This is a genomic window from Phenylobacterium sp., from assembly GCF_004799515.1.
Taxonomy (GTDB): domain Bacteria; phylum Pseudomonadota; class Alphaproteobacteria; order Caulobacterales; family Caulobacteraceae; genus Phenylobacterium.
Window position 1 is genome coordinate 147569 of record NZ_SSMX01000047.1, and the last position, 13616, is coordinate 161184.

Consider the following 13616-nt stretch of genomic DNA (forward strand, 5'->3'; position numbering starts at 1 on the left):
AACAGTCATGAACGCTCGTCTTGCGGCCTTGGCCGGCGCGGTGATCCTCGCGGGGGGCCTCGCCGGCTGCGCGACGGACGAACACTTCTACGGCCCGACGGCGCCCTATGGCGATGTGGACTACGACGCCTACTACGACGGCTCCTACGGCCCGTTCTACGGCGGCTACTGGGGCCCCGGCGACCAGTTCTACTATTGGAGCCAGGACCACCGGCACTACCACCGCGACGTCGGCGGCCACTTCCAGCGTCAGGGCCGCGAGGGCTTCAACCCGGTGCACGGCCACGCGCCCGCGGCGACCCGGCGGCGCTAGCGCCGCGTCACGAGAGGCGTCGGAGGGTCTTCAGGGGGGTAGGTAGTGCGCCGCGCGGCGGCTCTACCTCGCCCTGGTCCCAGAATAGCCGTAGCCGCCTTGCGTGTGGTCGACCATCAAGGTGACGCTGCTGCAGTCGCCGACCGGCTGGGTGACGACGCCGCCGACCTCCCGGTAGCCTTGGGTGCCGGCTCCGGCCCAGACCTCGCCGTGGGGTTTGCCGTCGGCCTTGATCGCCGCACATTGCGCGGACGGCGCCGCCGGTTTCGCGAGAGCCTTGTCCGTCGCCGCCTTAAGCGTGCGCTGCGCCCAGGCGTCGAGCGCCTCCGGATCGTTCTCCGTCGCCACGGCGCCGTCCACCGGTGCGTCCACGTGAGGCGGCGCGCCGCCATCCCCGGTTCGAATGGCTTCCTGCGCGAAGGCCGAGGCGCCGACGAGCGTCAGACAAAGGAAGGGGACCACAGCGGTGACGATGCTCTTCATCCCGCGATCACGCCCCAACGGCGTGTCCGTTCCATGGCGGATTTGCCGGCATCTGTTTCGATGACGATATGCGCAGCGGGAAGTTGGAGGCGTGAACGCCCCGAATGGGCCGGCCCACTTCTGCGATCGTTACACGGCTCTGGGCGTCAGCGGCGGTTGTCTTGAAACGCTGCTTGCCGCTACGTTCCCCAAGGTCAACGAAGGGCGATCAGGTCATGCGAAACGCGTGTGTCGCGGGCTTGAGCGCCGGCCTTCTCACAGCCTTCCCCCAAATGGCGACCGCGCAGACCGACGAAATCCAGGTCTACAACGCCCAGATCGCCGAGCCCGGCGTCTTCAACCTGACCCTGCATGACAACTTCACGCCCGATGGCCGCAAGACGCCGGCGTTCCCGGGGGCCATCGTGTCGAACGGCTCGCTCAACGGCGTGCCGGAGTGGGCCTACGGCGTGACCCCCTGGTTCGAGGCGGGGCTCTACCTGCCGCTCTACAGTCTCCCCCGCAATGGCGACGCCCAGCTGGACGGGTTCAAGCTCCGCGCCCTGTTCGTCGAGCCCGACGCCGCCCAGCACACCTTCTTCTACGGCGTCAATTTCGAGTTCAGCTTCAATTCCAAGCACTGGGACCCGAATACCTACACCCAGGAGATCCGCCCCATCCTGGGGTGGCGGTTCGGCAAGATGGACTTCATCGTCAACCCGATCCTGGACAATTCCTGGAAGGGCTTTTCACGGCTCGATTTCGCCCCGGCCACCCGCGTCGACTACAATTTCTCCGACAAGTGGGCGATCGCGGCGGAGGAGTACGACGACTTCGGCCAGCTGCGCCATTTCGACCGGCCCAGCGGGCAGACGCACCAGCTGTTCGCGGTGATCGACTACAACGGCAAACCCATCAACGTGGAGGGCGGCGTGGGCTTCGGCCTGAACTCCGCGACCGATCACCTGACGCTGAAGCTCATCCTGTCGCGCGACCTGAACTGACCGCGCCCCGCTCATCCTTCCTCAACCCTTCCCGCGCATCCCTTCCAGGGGCACACTGGAACAGACGATGAACGCGAATCAGCCGCTCCGCATAATCGGCCTCGACCCGGGGCTGCGCCGCACCGGCTGGGGCGTGGTGGCGGTGGACGGCGCGCGGCTGGTCCATGTGGCGCACGGGGTGATCGCGCCCAAGGACAGCCTGGCGTTTTCCGAGCGGCTGCTGATCCTGTTCGAGGGCCTGGCCCAGGTGATCGCGCTCCACGCGCCGCAGGAGGCGGCCGTGGAGGAGACCTTCATGAACAACAACGCCGCCTCGGCGCTGAAGCTGGGCCATGCGCGGGCCTGCTGCCTGATCGCCCCGGCGCGCGCCGGCCTGCCGGTGGCCGAGTACGCCGCCACCGTGGTCAAGAAGGCCGTGGTCGGCACGGGCGGAGCGGACAAGGCCCAGGTGGGCTTCATGATCCGCCGCCTGCTGCCGACCGCCGGCGACACCACCGCCGACGCCGCCGACGCGCTGGCCGTCGCTATCGCCCATGCGCACGCGCGCCGGGCGCGCAGCTACGCCGCCTGAGGGTCAGGCCGGCTTAGCCCGGACGGCCCGCCGCGGGGCGCGCCGCGCCGCCGGCCGGGGCGTGGCCGGCGCGGACGCCGTGGAAGCCGCTCGCGGTGTCGCGGCGGAAGTGGTGGGATTCGTCGCGGGCGAACTCGCCGCCCCGCTCATGCCGGAACATGAAGACGCCGTCGTCGCCCCAGTAGCCGTCCACATAGGGGCCGTAGAAGTCGTCGTAGTAGGCGTCGTAGCCGCCGCCTCCGCCCCCGAAATAGTGGTGGCCGTCGCTCGCACAACCGGCGAGGCCGGCGCCGCCAATGGCCGTGGTCGCGGCCAGGATGATCAGGAGTTTCTTCATATGCGTTCCGTTCCAGCGCCCGACCGGGGCCGATAACCGGCTTTTACCGTGTTTGGTTGCGCCCCAATTCGGCCCTGAAACGAGCTTCAGCATGGGGCCATGCGCGTTCTGGCCCTAATCCTGACCGCTCTGCTGCTCGGCGCGTGCGCCGGTCAATACTGCGCCGACGACCCGCACGGCCTCGACCCGCCGGGCTGGGGCTCGACCATCCCCGAGCCGCACGCTCCGTTCCCGCAGTAGGACCTACGCCGGCCTGACCTTGCCGCGGCCGAAAAAGACGCCCCAGGTCAGGCCGCGGGTGGCGACCGCCACCACGGTGTAGACCACCACCCCGGCCACGCCGAGCGCCGCCTCCACATAGAGCATGCCGACCGCGCCCAGGTGCGTCTCCGCCCAGCCGTCCACCAGGGTCACCATCAGGATCGGCGCGTTGGAAAGCGAGGAGATCAGGTTGAACTTGGTGCCCGCCGCGCCGTGGCCGATGGCCTCCAGGGTCACCGCCGAATAGGCCCCATAGCAGAAGCCCACCACCAGGTTGTAGACACAGGCGTAGATCATGAAGGTCAGCGGCGTCCGCACGGTCAGCGCCATTACCACCGCCACCGCCGACAGCGCGATCCCGTAGAGGCTGTAGGCGCGTTTGCGGTCGATGCGGTCGGCGAAGTAGCCGCCGATCACGCAGCCCACGATGCTCACCACGCCCGACAGCATGCCGCTGACCAGGGCCACCTCGTCGGATCCCGCGCCCCAGTCCTTGGCGATGGCCGCCCAGAGCTGCTGCAATCCTCCGGAGCCGATCGGCAACAGCATCAGGAAGCAGGCCAGGAGGCCGATGCGGGTGCGGATCAGGGTCAGCACGTCGCGCCAGGTCTCCGCCAGGGTCTCGACGTAGCCCTTGCCGCGGCCGACCCGGCCGGGCTCGTGGATCGCCATCAGGGGCGCGGCGCAGGCCAGTGAAAGCGCCGCCAGCATCGCCCCGGCGATCCACGGATGCCCGGAGTGCTGCGCCAGCCACAGGCCCGCGCCGCCGCCCAGGCCCGTGCCGCCCAGGTTGCCCGCCTGGCTCCAACCGCCGGCCTGGCCCTTCAGGTGATCGGGGACGTCGAACGCCATCAGCCGGTCGACCGCGATGGCCGTCACGGTCGCGGCGACCGCGGCCACCAGCACGACCGCGTTGAAGGTGGGCAAGAGCTTGGGGTCCAGCGGCAGGATCGCCAGCGCCCCCAGCGTGGCCACGGTGGCGACCAGGCCGATGAGGAACCAGCTTTTCGCCGAAAGCGTGGTGTCGATCAGCGGCGACCAGAGCACCTTCCAGGTGTTGGCGAGCAGGCCCATGCCGGCCAGGCCGGCGATCGCCTCGACGCTCGCGCCCGCGTGGCTCAGCATCCAGGCCAGGGTCACCGTCACATAGCCCGTGGCGATGCCGAAAGGCAGGTAGAGGACGAGGTAGACGATCGGGTGGGCGCCGCGGCGGGCGGCGGGTTCTGCGTCGGTCATCGAGGCCCTCAGTCGCCCCGAGCCTAGCCGCCAACCGCCGTCATCCAAACTGCACAATTTTATCCGGCCGCCTTTGTCCGCCGGCGCCCCTTGGTTGAGCAGGCTGGTTAACCGCCGCCCGCCGGCGGGGCCGGACGGTCTCCAGGCGTTCACGGTTTTCAAGCGGAGCGACGCGGTTTACGGCATGCTCGGAACAGATGCCGAACGTGATTCACCAAAGCGCGGGGGAGCTCGCATGATCGGCCGCCTGTGGGGTCTTGTCGCCGAGGTTGGCGAGGAGGACGCGCTGATCGACGTCTCCGGCGTGGGCTATGTGGTGCGCTGCGGCTCACGCACCCTCGGCCGCATGCCGGCCATTGGCGGCCAAATCGACCTGCACATCGAAAGCCAGTGGGGCGAGCAGACGGGGATGACCCTCTACGGCTTCCTGGACCGCAACGAGCGCCGCGCCTTCGTGATGCTGAAGACCATCCAGGGCGTCGGGCCCAAGGCGGCGCTCTCGGTGCTCGACGTCCTGGCGCCCGCCGACCTGCAGGCCGCCGCCGCCCGGGGCGACCAGGCCGCCGTGGCCCGCGCCCAGGGCGTCGGCCCGAAGCTCGCCCTGCGCATCGTCACCGAACTCAAGGACAAGCCCATCGCCGACGGCCTGGTCATGGCGGCCCACACCGCCGCCTCGCCCGCCGTCCCAGCCAAGCCCTCCGCCACTGGCGAGGCCGTCGCCGCCCTTATGGGCCTGGGCGTCGCCGAACCCGCCGCCCGCCGCGTGGTCGAACAGGCGTCCTTGCGCCTGGGCGACGGCGCCGAGGCGCCGGCGCTGATCAAGGCGGCGTTGCAGGAGCTGGGGCGGTGACTGCCCGCCTGGTCTCCGGCGAACCCTCGCCGCTCGAACCCGCCGACAAGGCGCTCAGGCCCCAGACCCTCGCCGAGTTCGTCGGTCAGGAGCAGGCCAAGGGGAACCTGCGGGTGTTCATCGAGGGCGCGAAGGCGCGCGGCGAGGCGCTGGACCACGTCCTGCTGTTCGGCCCGCCGGGCCTCGGCAAGACCACGCTGGCCCAGATCGTCGCGCGCGAGCTGGGGGTCAACTTCCGCGCCACGTCCGGCCCGGTGCTGGCCAAGGCCGGCGACCTGGCGGCGATCTTGACCAACCTGGAGCCGCACGACGTCCTGTTCATCGACGAGATCCACCGCCTGCCGGCCAATGTTGAGGAGATCCTCTATCCGGCCATGGAGGACCACGTCCTCGACCTGATGATCGGCGAGGGCCCGTCGGCGCGCTCGATCCGCATCGATCTGGCGCCCTTCACCCTGGTGGCGGCCACCACGCGCGCTGGCCTCCTGGCCACGCCGCTGCGCGACCGCTTCGGCATCCCGATCCGGCTGGAGTTCTACACCGCCGCCGAGCTGCAGAAGGTGCTGCTGGGCGCGGCGGCCAAGATGGGGACGCCGCTGGCCCCCGACGGCGCCGCCGAGATCGCCGCCCGCGCCCGCGGCACCCCGCGCGTCGCCGGCCGCCTCCTGCGCCGGGTCCGCGACTTCGCCGCCGCCGACGGCACGGCGCGCATCGACCGCGCCGCCGCGGCGTCGGCCCTGGCCCGCCTGGACGTCGACGAGATGGGCCTGGACGCGCTGGACCGCCGCTACCTGCGCGCGCTGATCGAGAACTACGCCGGCGGCCCGGCAGGCGTGGAGACGCTCGCCTACGCCATCGCCGAGGCCCGCGACGCGGTGGAGGACGTGATCGAGCCCTTCCTGCTGCAGCAGGGCTTCATCCAGCGCACCCCCCGCGGCCGCATGGCCTGCGCCAAAGCCTACGCCCACCTGGGCCTCGCCGCGCCCAAGGGCGTGGAGCAGCCCAAGCCCGGGGACCTGTTCGAGGATGAGTGACAACCCCGCTCATCCCCGCGAAGGCGGGGACCCCTCTGCCGGCTGGCTGGTCGGCCGCGAGCATCAGCTGGCGGTGCGCATCTACTACGAGGACACCGACTTCACCGGCGTCGTCTACCACGCCAACTACCTGCGCTATTTCGAGCGGGGGCGGAGCGACTTCTTCCGGCTGGTGGGCGTCAGCCACTCGGCGCTGCTGGAGCGCCCTGACCCGGCGGCCTTCACCATCACCCGCATGACCGTCGACTTCAAACGCGCCGCGCGGATCGACGACGCGCTCCTGGTGCGCACCACCTATGACGCCATCAAGGGGCCGCGGCTCTTCGTCAGCCAGCGCATCACCCGCGGCGACGAGCTGATCGCCACCGCCCTGGTGGAGGCCGCCTGCATCGACCTGAAGGGCCGCGCGCGCAAGCCGCCGCCGGGGCTCGCCGTGGCCCTGGCGCCGCTCTTCGCCGATCCCGTTTCAGGTCCGCCATAAGATCGCCACCGCATCGCGGGACGAGCTAAATTTCCCCCACCGATTCGCGTCTCGTCTTGGGAGCTCCTGGCCTCGCATGGATTCCGCCGCCGCCGTCACGCCAGAGAGCTTCAACTTCTTCGTCCTGTTCATGAAGGCCGACTGGGTCGTCAAACTGGTCATGCTGGGCCTGGGCGCGGCCTCGCTGTGGTCCTGGACGGTGATCCTCGACAAGACCTTCCGCCTGGGCGGCCTGACCCGTCAGGCCAACCGCTTCGAGGACGAGGTCGCCTCCGGCAAGAGCCTCGAGGAGATCGCCAACGCCGCCGGCGAGCGGCCGCGCCACGCCCTGCCGCGCATGCTGCAGGCGGCGCTGAAGGAGTGGCGCGACGCCCGCAACAAGGGGATCAACACCGACACCCAGGCGGCCTTCCTGATCCAGCGCATCGACCGGGTGCTGGACGCGGTGATCGCCCGCGAAAGCGCCCGCGTCGAGGACGGCCTGGGCTCCCTGGCCATCGTGGCGACGGCCTCGCCCTTCATCGGCCTCTTCGGCACCGTCTGGGGCATCATGCACTCCTTCCAGGCCATCGCCCTGCAGAAGAACACCTCGCTCGCGGTCGTCGCCCCCTCCATCGCCGAGGCCCTGTTCGCCACGGCCATCGGCCTGATCGCCGCCATCCCCGCCTACATCGCCTTCAACAAATTCTCGACCGACGCGGCCAAGTTCTCCGGCCGCCTGGAGAGCTTCGCCGACGACCTGTCCACCGCCATCCAGCGGCGGCTGGCGGAACGGGTCTAGGCCGTGGCGCTCTCCGCCAACGACGCCTTCGCCGCCGGCGGCCGGGGCCGTCGCCGCCGGGGCGGCCGCACCCGGCGCGGAGCCCTTTCGGAGATCAACGTCACGCCCCTGGTGGACGTGATGCTGGTGCTGCTGATCGTCTTCATGATCTCCGCGCCCCTGCTCACCGCCGGCGTGCCGGTGGAGCTGCCGAAGACCGAGGCCGGCTCGCTGCAGGACCAGACCGAGCCGCTGACCGTCACGATCCGCGCCGACGGCCAGATCTTCGTCAAGGAGGACGAGGTGCCGTTCGGCGTGCTCGCGCCGCGGCTGCATGAGCTGGCCGGGCCGAACACCGGCGCCAAGCCGATCTACGTCCGCGCCGACGGCAAGGCGCCCTACGCCATCGTCGCCCAGGTCATGGCCTCGCTCTCCACCTCCGGCTTCACCTCCATCAATCTGATCACCGACACCGGCGGCCCTTCCTCCGGCGCCACGCCGCCCGCCGCCGCCAGGCCCGCGGAGAGCGACATCCAGTGACCCGCCGGGAGCTCTCGCCTGCGATGCTGGGGTCGTTGCTGCTGCACGCGACCGTGGCCGTGGCCCTGCTGGTCTCCTGGAACTTCAGCCGCGACCTGAAGGTGGGCTCGGTGGTGCCGGTCACCATCGTCTCCCGAGAACCGTCCCCTGAACCGGCGCCGGCGGAACAGGCGCCCATCGAGCAACAGGCGCAGACCGACCAACCGACGCCCGAGGCTCCGCTCCAGCCGACGCCGCCCGCACCCGAACCGAAACCCGCCCCGCCGCCACCCAAGCCCGCGCCGCCGCCGCCCAAACCTGTCCCGCCGCCGCCTACGCCCAAGCCGGTCCCCAAGGCCGAGCCGCCGCCGAAGCCCATCCCCACGCCCAAGGCCCAGGCGCCGGCCAAGCCGGAGAAGAGCCTCGACCTCGACGCGCTCTCCGCCAGCATCTCCAGCCTGTCCAAGCCCGCCAAGCCGTCGTCGGCGCCCAAGGGCCCGACCCAGGCGCAGACCGCGCCGGTGGCCCGCCAGACGCTGGGGACGGCCGCCTCGGCCGCGGCGATGAGCGGTCTCAGCGATGAGCTCACCCGGCGCTGGAACCCCAACTGCGACGTGGAGGGCGGCCGTGACGTGCAGGTGCAGGTGGCCTTCACCATCGGCCAGGGCGGCCAGGTGGTGGGCGACGTCACCCCGCAGATCAAGAGCGCCCCAACGCCGGTGGCCCGCACCGCCGCCGAGCGGGCGGTGAGCGCGGTCTACGCCGCAGCCCCTTTCCGCAACCTGCCTCACGACTTCTATGGCCAGAAGATCACCGTCCATTTCAACGCGCGAGAGGCCTGCTCCTGATGACGACCTTCTCCAAACGGACTCTGTTGAGCGCGCTGGCGGCCCTGCCGGCGGCGGCGCTGATCGCGCCGGCCATGGCGCGCGCCGACATCGAGGTCAACGTCAACCGCGGCGACGTCCAGCCTCTGCCGATCGCCATTCCGGCCTTCGGCGGCCAGCAGGGTGGCGACATCGCCGGGGTGATCTCCGCCAACCTGCAGCGCTCAGGCCTGTTCCGGCCGCTGGATCCGGCGAGCTTCACCGAACATGACCTCAACGTCGCCGTCGAGCCGCGCTTCGCCGGCTGGCAGGCGATCAACGCCCAGGCCCTGGTCAACGGTCAGGTGACGGTGGACGGCGCGCGTCTGCAGGTGGACTTCCGCCTCTGGGACGTGTTCGCCCAGAAGCAGCTGCTCGGCCTGCAGTTCGCCTCCAGCCCGGAGAACTGGCGGCGCGTGGCGCACAAGATCAGCGACGCCATCTATGAGCGGCTGACCGGCGAGAAGGGCTATTTCGACACCCGCGTGGTGTTCGTGGCCGAGACCGGCGCCCGCGGCGCCAAGACCAAGCGCCTGGCGATCATGGACCAGGACGGCGCCAACCCCAGCTACCTGACCGACGGCTCCTCGATCATCATGACGCCCAGGTTCTCCTCGAACAGCCAGGAGATCACCTACATGGAGCTTCGGCCCGAGGGGTCGAAGATCTACCTCTTGAACCTCGACACCACCCGGCGCGAGAGCCTGGGCGACTTCAAGGGCATGGTGTTCGCCCCGCGCTTCTCGCCGGATGGAGGCAAGGTGGCCTTCTCGGTCGAGCGCGGCGGCAACACCGACATCTTCGTCATGGACCTGAAGAGCCGCGTGAGCGCGCGGCTGACCGTCGACCCGGCCATCGACACCTCGCCGTCCTTCTCGCCGGACGGGGCGCGGATCGCCTTCAACTCCGACCGCTCCGGCTCGCCGCAGCTCTACATCATGGGCGCCGATGGCTCGAACCCGCGGCGGATCAGCTTCGGCCAGGGGCGCTACACCACCCCGGTCTGGAGCCCGACCGGCGAGTTCATCGCCTTCACCAAGCAGGTGGGCGGCCAGTTCTCCATCGGGGTCATGAAGCCGGACGGCACCGACGAGCGGATCCTCACCACCAGCTACCTCGACGAAGGCCCCGCTTGGGCGCCCAACGGCCGGGTGCTGCTGTTCAGCCGCGAAGGCGCGGGCGGCGGCACCAAACTCTGGAGCGTCGACGTCACCGGCCGCATCCTGCAGCCAATGCCTTACCCGGGCTCGGGATCGGACCCGGCCTGGTCGCCGTTACTCAACTAGCACCTCGACTGGACTTGCGCCCGTAGGTCCGAAGTTGGATTTTCGCCTTGCGCCGCGCCGTCGGCGCGCCACCCGAAGGAGACGCAGTCCATGATCAACCCCCGCAACACCGGGAGCGCGCTTCGACTGACGCTCATCGCGGCCACGGCGCTGTCGCTGGCGGCCTGCGCGCATGCGCCCAAGCCGTCCTATCCGACCGCCGCCCCGCCGGCGCCTGAACGCGCGCCCGAGCCGCCCCGCGCGCCCTACAGCCCGCCGCCGCCGGAGCCGGTGACCCAGAACGCCCTGCCGGGCTCGGAGCGGGACTTCACCATCAACGTCGGCGACCGCATCTACTTCGACTTCGACAGCTATTCGGTGCGCGCCGACGCCGGCCCGATCCTCGACGCCCAGTCCGCCTGGCTGAAGCGCTATCCCGCCGTGCAGGTGCGCATCGAGGGCAACTGCGACGAACGCGGCACCGAGGAATACAACCTCGCCCTCGGCGCTCGCCGCGCCAACGCAGTGCGGGAGTACCTGGTGGCGCACGGCGTCGCCGCGACTCGGATCACCACCGTCTCCTACGGCAAGGAAAAGCCCATCGATCCGGGCACGGGCGACGTGGCCGACAGCCACAACCGCAACGGCCACACCGCCATCGTCAGCGGCGCACGGATGCAATGACCCGAAGGACAAGACTGCGTCTCCTGGGCGCGGCGGCGGCGATCGGGCTCGCCGCCGCCCCGGCATTCGCCCAGACGCCGATGGACGACCCGCTGGACGCGCGCGACGCTAAGCGCCTGGACCGCATGGAAAAGGTGGTCCGGGAGCTGCGCGACATCGTCTTCGCCGCGCAGAAGACCGGCGCCCCGGTGACGGTGCAACCGGCCGACACCGATGCGCGCCTGGCCGATCTCGCCACACGGCTGGACGACATTCAGCAGTCGCTCACCAAGATCAACGCCTCCATCGAGGTCACCACCCACGAACTCGACCAGGCCAAGCGCGACAACAGCCAGCTCCGCGCCCAGGTGAAGGCGCTGGGCGACCGGCTGACCGCCGACGAGCAGAAGCTGGCCGACGCGGCCCAGGCCGCGGCGCAAGCAGCGCCGCCCGCCCCCGCCGAGCCTCCGCCGCCGGCCGATCCCAAGGCGGCGGCCGCGGCGGCGAACGACGCCTTCGGCAAGGCCCGGCAGATGATGCTGAGCGGCGACTACGACGCCGCCGAGCAGGCCTTCAGCGACTTCGTCACCACCTATCCGGACACGCCGAAGACGCCGGAGGCGCGCTACTGGTGGGGCAAGACGCTGGCGGTGCGCGGCGACTATGCGAAGGCGGCCAGCGCCTTCATCGGCGCTATCCGCGGCTGGCCGCAGACGGCCTGGGCGCCCGACGCCGTGGTCGAGCTGGCCCGCGCCCTGGTGCAGCTGAAGAAGCCGGCCGACGCCTGCCAGGCGCTGGCCGAGCTGCCGCACAAGTACCCGAAGGCGGGCCCAGCGGTCGCCAGCCGGGTGGCGACCGTCAAGCTGCAGGCGAAGTGCGCCTAGGCGCAGCCCGCGCGATCCCAGAGCCCGACCTTCGGCGGACGGTCGGCGAGGTCCTCGACCGCCGCCTGCTGAGGGACACGCCGCGCCCGATCGCGGTGGCCCTGTCCGGCGGTGGCGACTCCCTGGCCTTGCTGCTGGCCGCCGCCGACTGGGCGGCGGCGGTGAGGCGGCCCTTGCTGGTGCTCACCGTCGACCACGGCCTGCGCCCGGAGAGCGCCCACTGGACCGCCACCTGCGCCACGACCGCCGCGCGGCTGGGCGCGGCCTTCCAGGCCCTGGCCTGGACCGGCGACAAGCCCGCATCCGGCCTGCCCGCCGCCGCCCGTGGCGCGCGCCACGCCCTGCTGGCCGACGCCGCCCGCGAGGCCGGGGCGCGGGTGATCCTGATGGGCCACACCGCCGACGACATGCTGGAAGCCGGGCGGATGCGGGCGGAAGGCTCGACCACGCCCACACCGCGCGAATGGTCGCCCTCGCCCGCCTGGCCGCAGGGGCGTGGACTCTTCCTGCTCCGCCCGTTGCTGGGGACCCGGCGGGCGGAGATCCGCGCCTGGCTCACCGGCCGAGGCGAGGCCTGGATCGACGACCCGGCCAATGAGGACATGGCCTACGCCCGAGCCCGGGCGCGCCGCGACCTGCCCGCCGCCGCGCCGCCCGCCGCCGCGGAGCCGGCCTCAGCCAAGGCGCTCGCCGAAGCCTGCCAGGCCGATGCCACCGGCGGCCTCGCGATCTCCCGCGCGGCCCTGGCCGCCGCTGACGACGCCGCCCGGCTGCGGTTCCTCTCCGCCGTCTGCCTCTGCGCCGCCGGGACCAGCCATCCGCCGGCCCGGGCGCGGGTCAAGGCCCTGGCGCGGCGGATCGCGGACGGCGAGGGCTTCACCGCCAGCCTGGCCGGCGCGCGGGTTGAGGCGGACGAGTCGGAGGTCCGGTTCCGGCGCGAGGCCGGCGAGGCGGCGCGAGGCGGCCTTTCGCCCCTGCGCCTGGCGGCGGGCGAGCGCGCGGTCTGGGACGGACGGTTCGAGGTCGTCGCGGATCGCGAGACCGAGGTCCGGGCGGCGGTCGTGGATGAAGACCTGCCGCCGGCGTTTCGAGGATTGCCCTCCCGGGTGCGGCGGACGCTGCCGACGGCGGACGTCCCGCTGCGGATGGAGGCGCTCGCCTATCCGCGGCTGCTGGCCGCGTGCGGCGCGATCGCGCGCGAACCCGCCTGAGGCCGCCGCCTCAGCGGTGCGCCGTCGCCAGGACGTGTTCCACGCCGCGCACGATGGGGTCGGCGAACTTGCGGCCGAGCAGGTTGGCGTGGCCGGCGCCGGCCACATGCTCGATGTAGCCGTTCTGGGAGGCCAGCGCCGGCACCGACTGGATCTCCTTCAGCGCGGTCACCGTGTGCGCGCCGGCGGTGATCACCGCGACCGGCATGGCCGGCGGGAAGTCGGCGGCGCGAGCCTGGTCGGAGGTGGCGCGCCAATGGCTGACCTCCTCGGCGGCCCAGAGCGCGTGCGGCGGCGAGCCGTAGATGCGCCGCTTCTCGGCCGAGGCCTCCGGCGGCAGGCCGATCTTGTCGCCGGCCACCGCCGCCACCGGGCGCATCATGCCGAGCTTCGCCCCCTGGCTGGTCCAGCCCAGGATCCGGCTGAAGGCGTAGACGCCCTTTTCACCCACCGGATGGGTGATGACGTCGGGCGTCACCGCGTCCACCAGCACAACGCCCAGCACCTGGCCGGGGTGGGTCAGCGCATAGAGCCTGACCATCAGCCCGCCCATGGAGTGGCCAACGAGGACGAAGGGGCCGGCCTCGTCCACCTCGCGCAACAGGGCGGCCAGGTCGGCGACGATGGCCCGCCCGTCGCGCGGCTTCGGCCCTGGCTCGGAGTGGCCGAGGCCCGCGCGGTCGTAGGCCAGGCTGGAGAGCCCCTTGGCCGCCAGCTTCTCCTGCACCACCGTCCAGTCGGTGGCGCAGCCGAAGGCGCCGTGCTCCAGCACGATGGTCGGCCGCCCGCCGCCCCCGCCGGCGCGGACCACACGAAGCCGCCGCCCGCCCACATCCACCATCTCGCCGCGGGGCGCCTTGGGCGGGTGGTGAGCGAAAGCGACGGACATCGGCGGCTCC

18 protein-coding genes are annotated in these 13616 nt (G+C 71.5%); 14 read left to right on the forward strand and 4 right to left on the reverse strand.

Features of this window, described 5'->3' with window-relative positions:
- Nucleotides 1–7: 7 nt before the first annotated feature.
- Nucleotides 8–313, forward strand: coding sequence for a hypothetical protein (locus tag E8A49_RS19210; RefSeq protein ID WP_293385391.1), 306 nt, complete (start codon nt 8–10; stop codon nt 311–313).
- A gap of 63 nt (nt 314–376) precedes the next feature.
- On the opposite strand, the gene E8A49_RS19215 is transcribed toward E8A49_RS19210, so the two are convergent.
- Nucleotides 377–796, reverse strand: a complete 420-nt coding sequence (locus E8A49_RS19215; protein ID WP_293385394.1) for a hypothetical protein — start codon at nt 794–796, stop codon at nt 377–379.
- 272 nt (nt 797–1068) lie between these two features.
- Here E8A49_RS19215 and E8A49_RS19220 point away from each other — a divergent pair, with 272 nt between their 5' ends.
- Both E8A49_RS19220 and ruvC read left to right on the forward strand, forming a co-directional pair.
- The gene (locus tag E8A49_RS19220) at nt 1069–1779 is read left to right on the forward strand and encodes a hypothetical protein (protein ID WP_293385397.1); all 711 of its coding nucleotides are present in this window, start codon (nt 1069–1071) and stop codon (nt 1777–1779) included.
- A 67-nt stretch (nt 1780–1846) separates the two neighbouring features.
- On the forward strand, nt 1847–2350 hold the full coding sequence (gene ruvC / locus E8A49_RS19225) for a crossover junction endodeoxyribonuclease RuvC (protein WP_293385400.1): 504 nt from the start codon (nt 1847–1849) through the stop codon (nt 2348–2350).
- A 13-nt stretch (nt 2351–2363) separates the two neighbouring features.
- Here ruvC and E8A49_RS19230 read toward each other — a convergent pair whose 3' ends face one another.
- A complete protein-coding gene (locus E8A49_RS19230) occupies nt 2364–2687 on the reverse strand; it encodes a hypothetical protein (protein ID WP_293385403.1) in 324 nt (107 codons plus the stop codon).
- A gap of 99 nt (nt 2688–2786) precedes the next feature.
- Between E8A49_RS19230 and E8A49_RS19235 the strand changes: the two genes are divergently transcribed.
- Nucleotides 2787–2927, forward strand: a complete 141-nt coding sequence (locus tag E8A49_RS19235) for a hypothetical protein (RefSeq protein ID WP_293385406.1) — start codon at nt 2787–2789, stop codon at nt 2925–2927.
- 3 nt (nt 2928–2930) lie between these two features.
- On the opposite strand, the gene E8A49_RS19240 is transcribed toward E8A49_RS19235, so the two are convergent.
- Complete coding sequence (locus tag E8A49_RS19240; RefSeq protein ID WP_293385409.1) at nt 2931–4184, reverse strand: MFS transporter; 1254 nt, start codon at nt 4182–4184, stop codon at nt 2931–2933.
- A 235-nt stretch (nt 4185–4419) separates the two neighbouring features.
- On the opposite strand from E8A49_RS19240, the gene ruvA reads away from it, so the two are divergent.
- From ruvA to tilS, 10 genes are all read left to right on the forward strand, one after another.
- On the forward strand, nt 4420–5034 hold the full coding sequence (gene ruvA, locus E8A49_RS19245) for a Holliday junction branch migration protein RuvA (RefSeq protein WP_293385412.1): 615 nt from the start codon (nt 4420–4422) through the stop codon (nt 5032–5034).
- Entirely contained in the window at nt 5031–6068 is a 1038-nt protein-coding gene (gene ruvB / locus E8A49_RS19250; RefSeq protein WP_293385415.1) for a Holliday junction branch migration DNA helicase RuvB, read from the forward strand. Before ruvA ends, ruvB begins: the two co-directional genes overlap by 4 nt.
- Nucleotides 6061–6549 (forward strand): YbgC/FadM family acyl-CoA thioesterase, encoded by a 489-nt coding sequence (locus tag E8A49_RS19255; RefSeq protein WP_293385418.1) that lies wholly within the window; start codon nt 6061–6063, stop codon nt 6547–6549. The genes ruvB and E8A49_RS19255 overlap by 8 nt, the downstream gene beginning before the upstream one ends.
- A gap of 76 nt (nt 6550–6625) precedes the next feature.
- On the forward strand, nt 6626–7330 hold the full coding sequence (gene tolQ, locus E8A49_RS19260) for a protein TolQ (protein ID WP_293385421.1): 705 nt from the start codon (nt 6626–6628) through the stop codon (nt 7328–7330).
- A gap of 3 nt (nt 7331–7333) precedes the next feature.
- A complete protein-coding gene (locus E8A49_RS19265; RefSeq protein ID WP_293385424.1) occupies nt 7334–7849 on the forward strand; it encodes an ExbD/TolR family protein in 516 nt (171 codons plus the stop codon).
- A 23-nt stretch (nt 7850–7872) separates the two neighbouring features.
- Nucleotides 7873–8676 (forward strand): energy transducer TonB, encoded by an 804-nt coding sequence (locus tag E8A49_RS19270; RefSeq protein ID WP_293385427.1) that lies wholly within the window; start codon nt 7873–7875, stop codon nt 8674–8676.
- The gene (gene tolB / locus E8A49_RS19275; RefSeq protein WP_293385430.1) at nt 8676–9980 is read left to right on the forward strand and encodes a Tol-Pal system beta propeller repeat protein TolB; all 1305 of its coding nucleotides are present in this window, start codon (nt 8676–8678) and stop codon (nt 9978–9980) included. Before E8A49_RS19270 ends, tolB begins: the two co-directional genes overlap by 1 nt.
- Nucleotides 9981–10070: 90 nt before the next feature.
- Nucleotides 10071–10643, forward strand: coding sequence for a peptidoglycan-associated lipoprotein Pal (gene pal / locus E8A49_RS19280; protein WP_293385433.1), 573 nt, complete (start codon nt 10071–10073; stop codon nt 10641–10643).
- A complete protein-coding gene (gene ybgF, locus E8A49_RS19285; protein WP_293385436.1) occupies nt 10640–11506 on the forward strand; it encodes a tol-pal system protein YbgF in 867 nt (288 codons plus the stop codon). Before pal ends, ybgF begins: the two co-directional genes overlap by 4 nt.
- Nucleotides 11497–12717 (forward strand): tRNA lysidine(34) synthetase TilS, encoded by a 1221-nt coding sequence (gene tilS, locus E8A49_RS19290; protein ID WP_293385439.1) that lies wholly within the window; start codon nt 11497–11499, stop codon nt 12715–12717. The genes ybgF and tilS overlap by 10 nt, the downstream gene beginning before the upstream one ends.
- A gap of 10 nt (nt 12718–12727) precedes the next feature.
- On the opposite strand, the gene E8A49_RS19295 is transcribed toward tilS, so the two are convergent.
- Complete coding sequence (locus E8A49_RS19295) at nt 12728–13606, reverse strand: alpha/beta hydrolase (RefSeq protein ID WP_293385442.1); 879 nt, start codon at nt 13604–13606, stop codon at nt 12728–12730.
- Between the last annotated feature and the right edge of the window lie 10 nt (nt 13607–13616).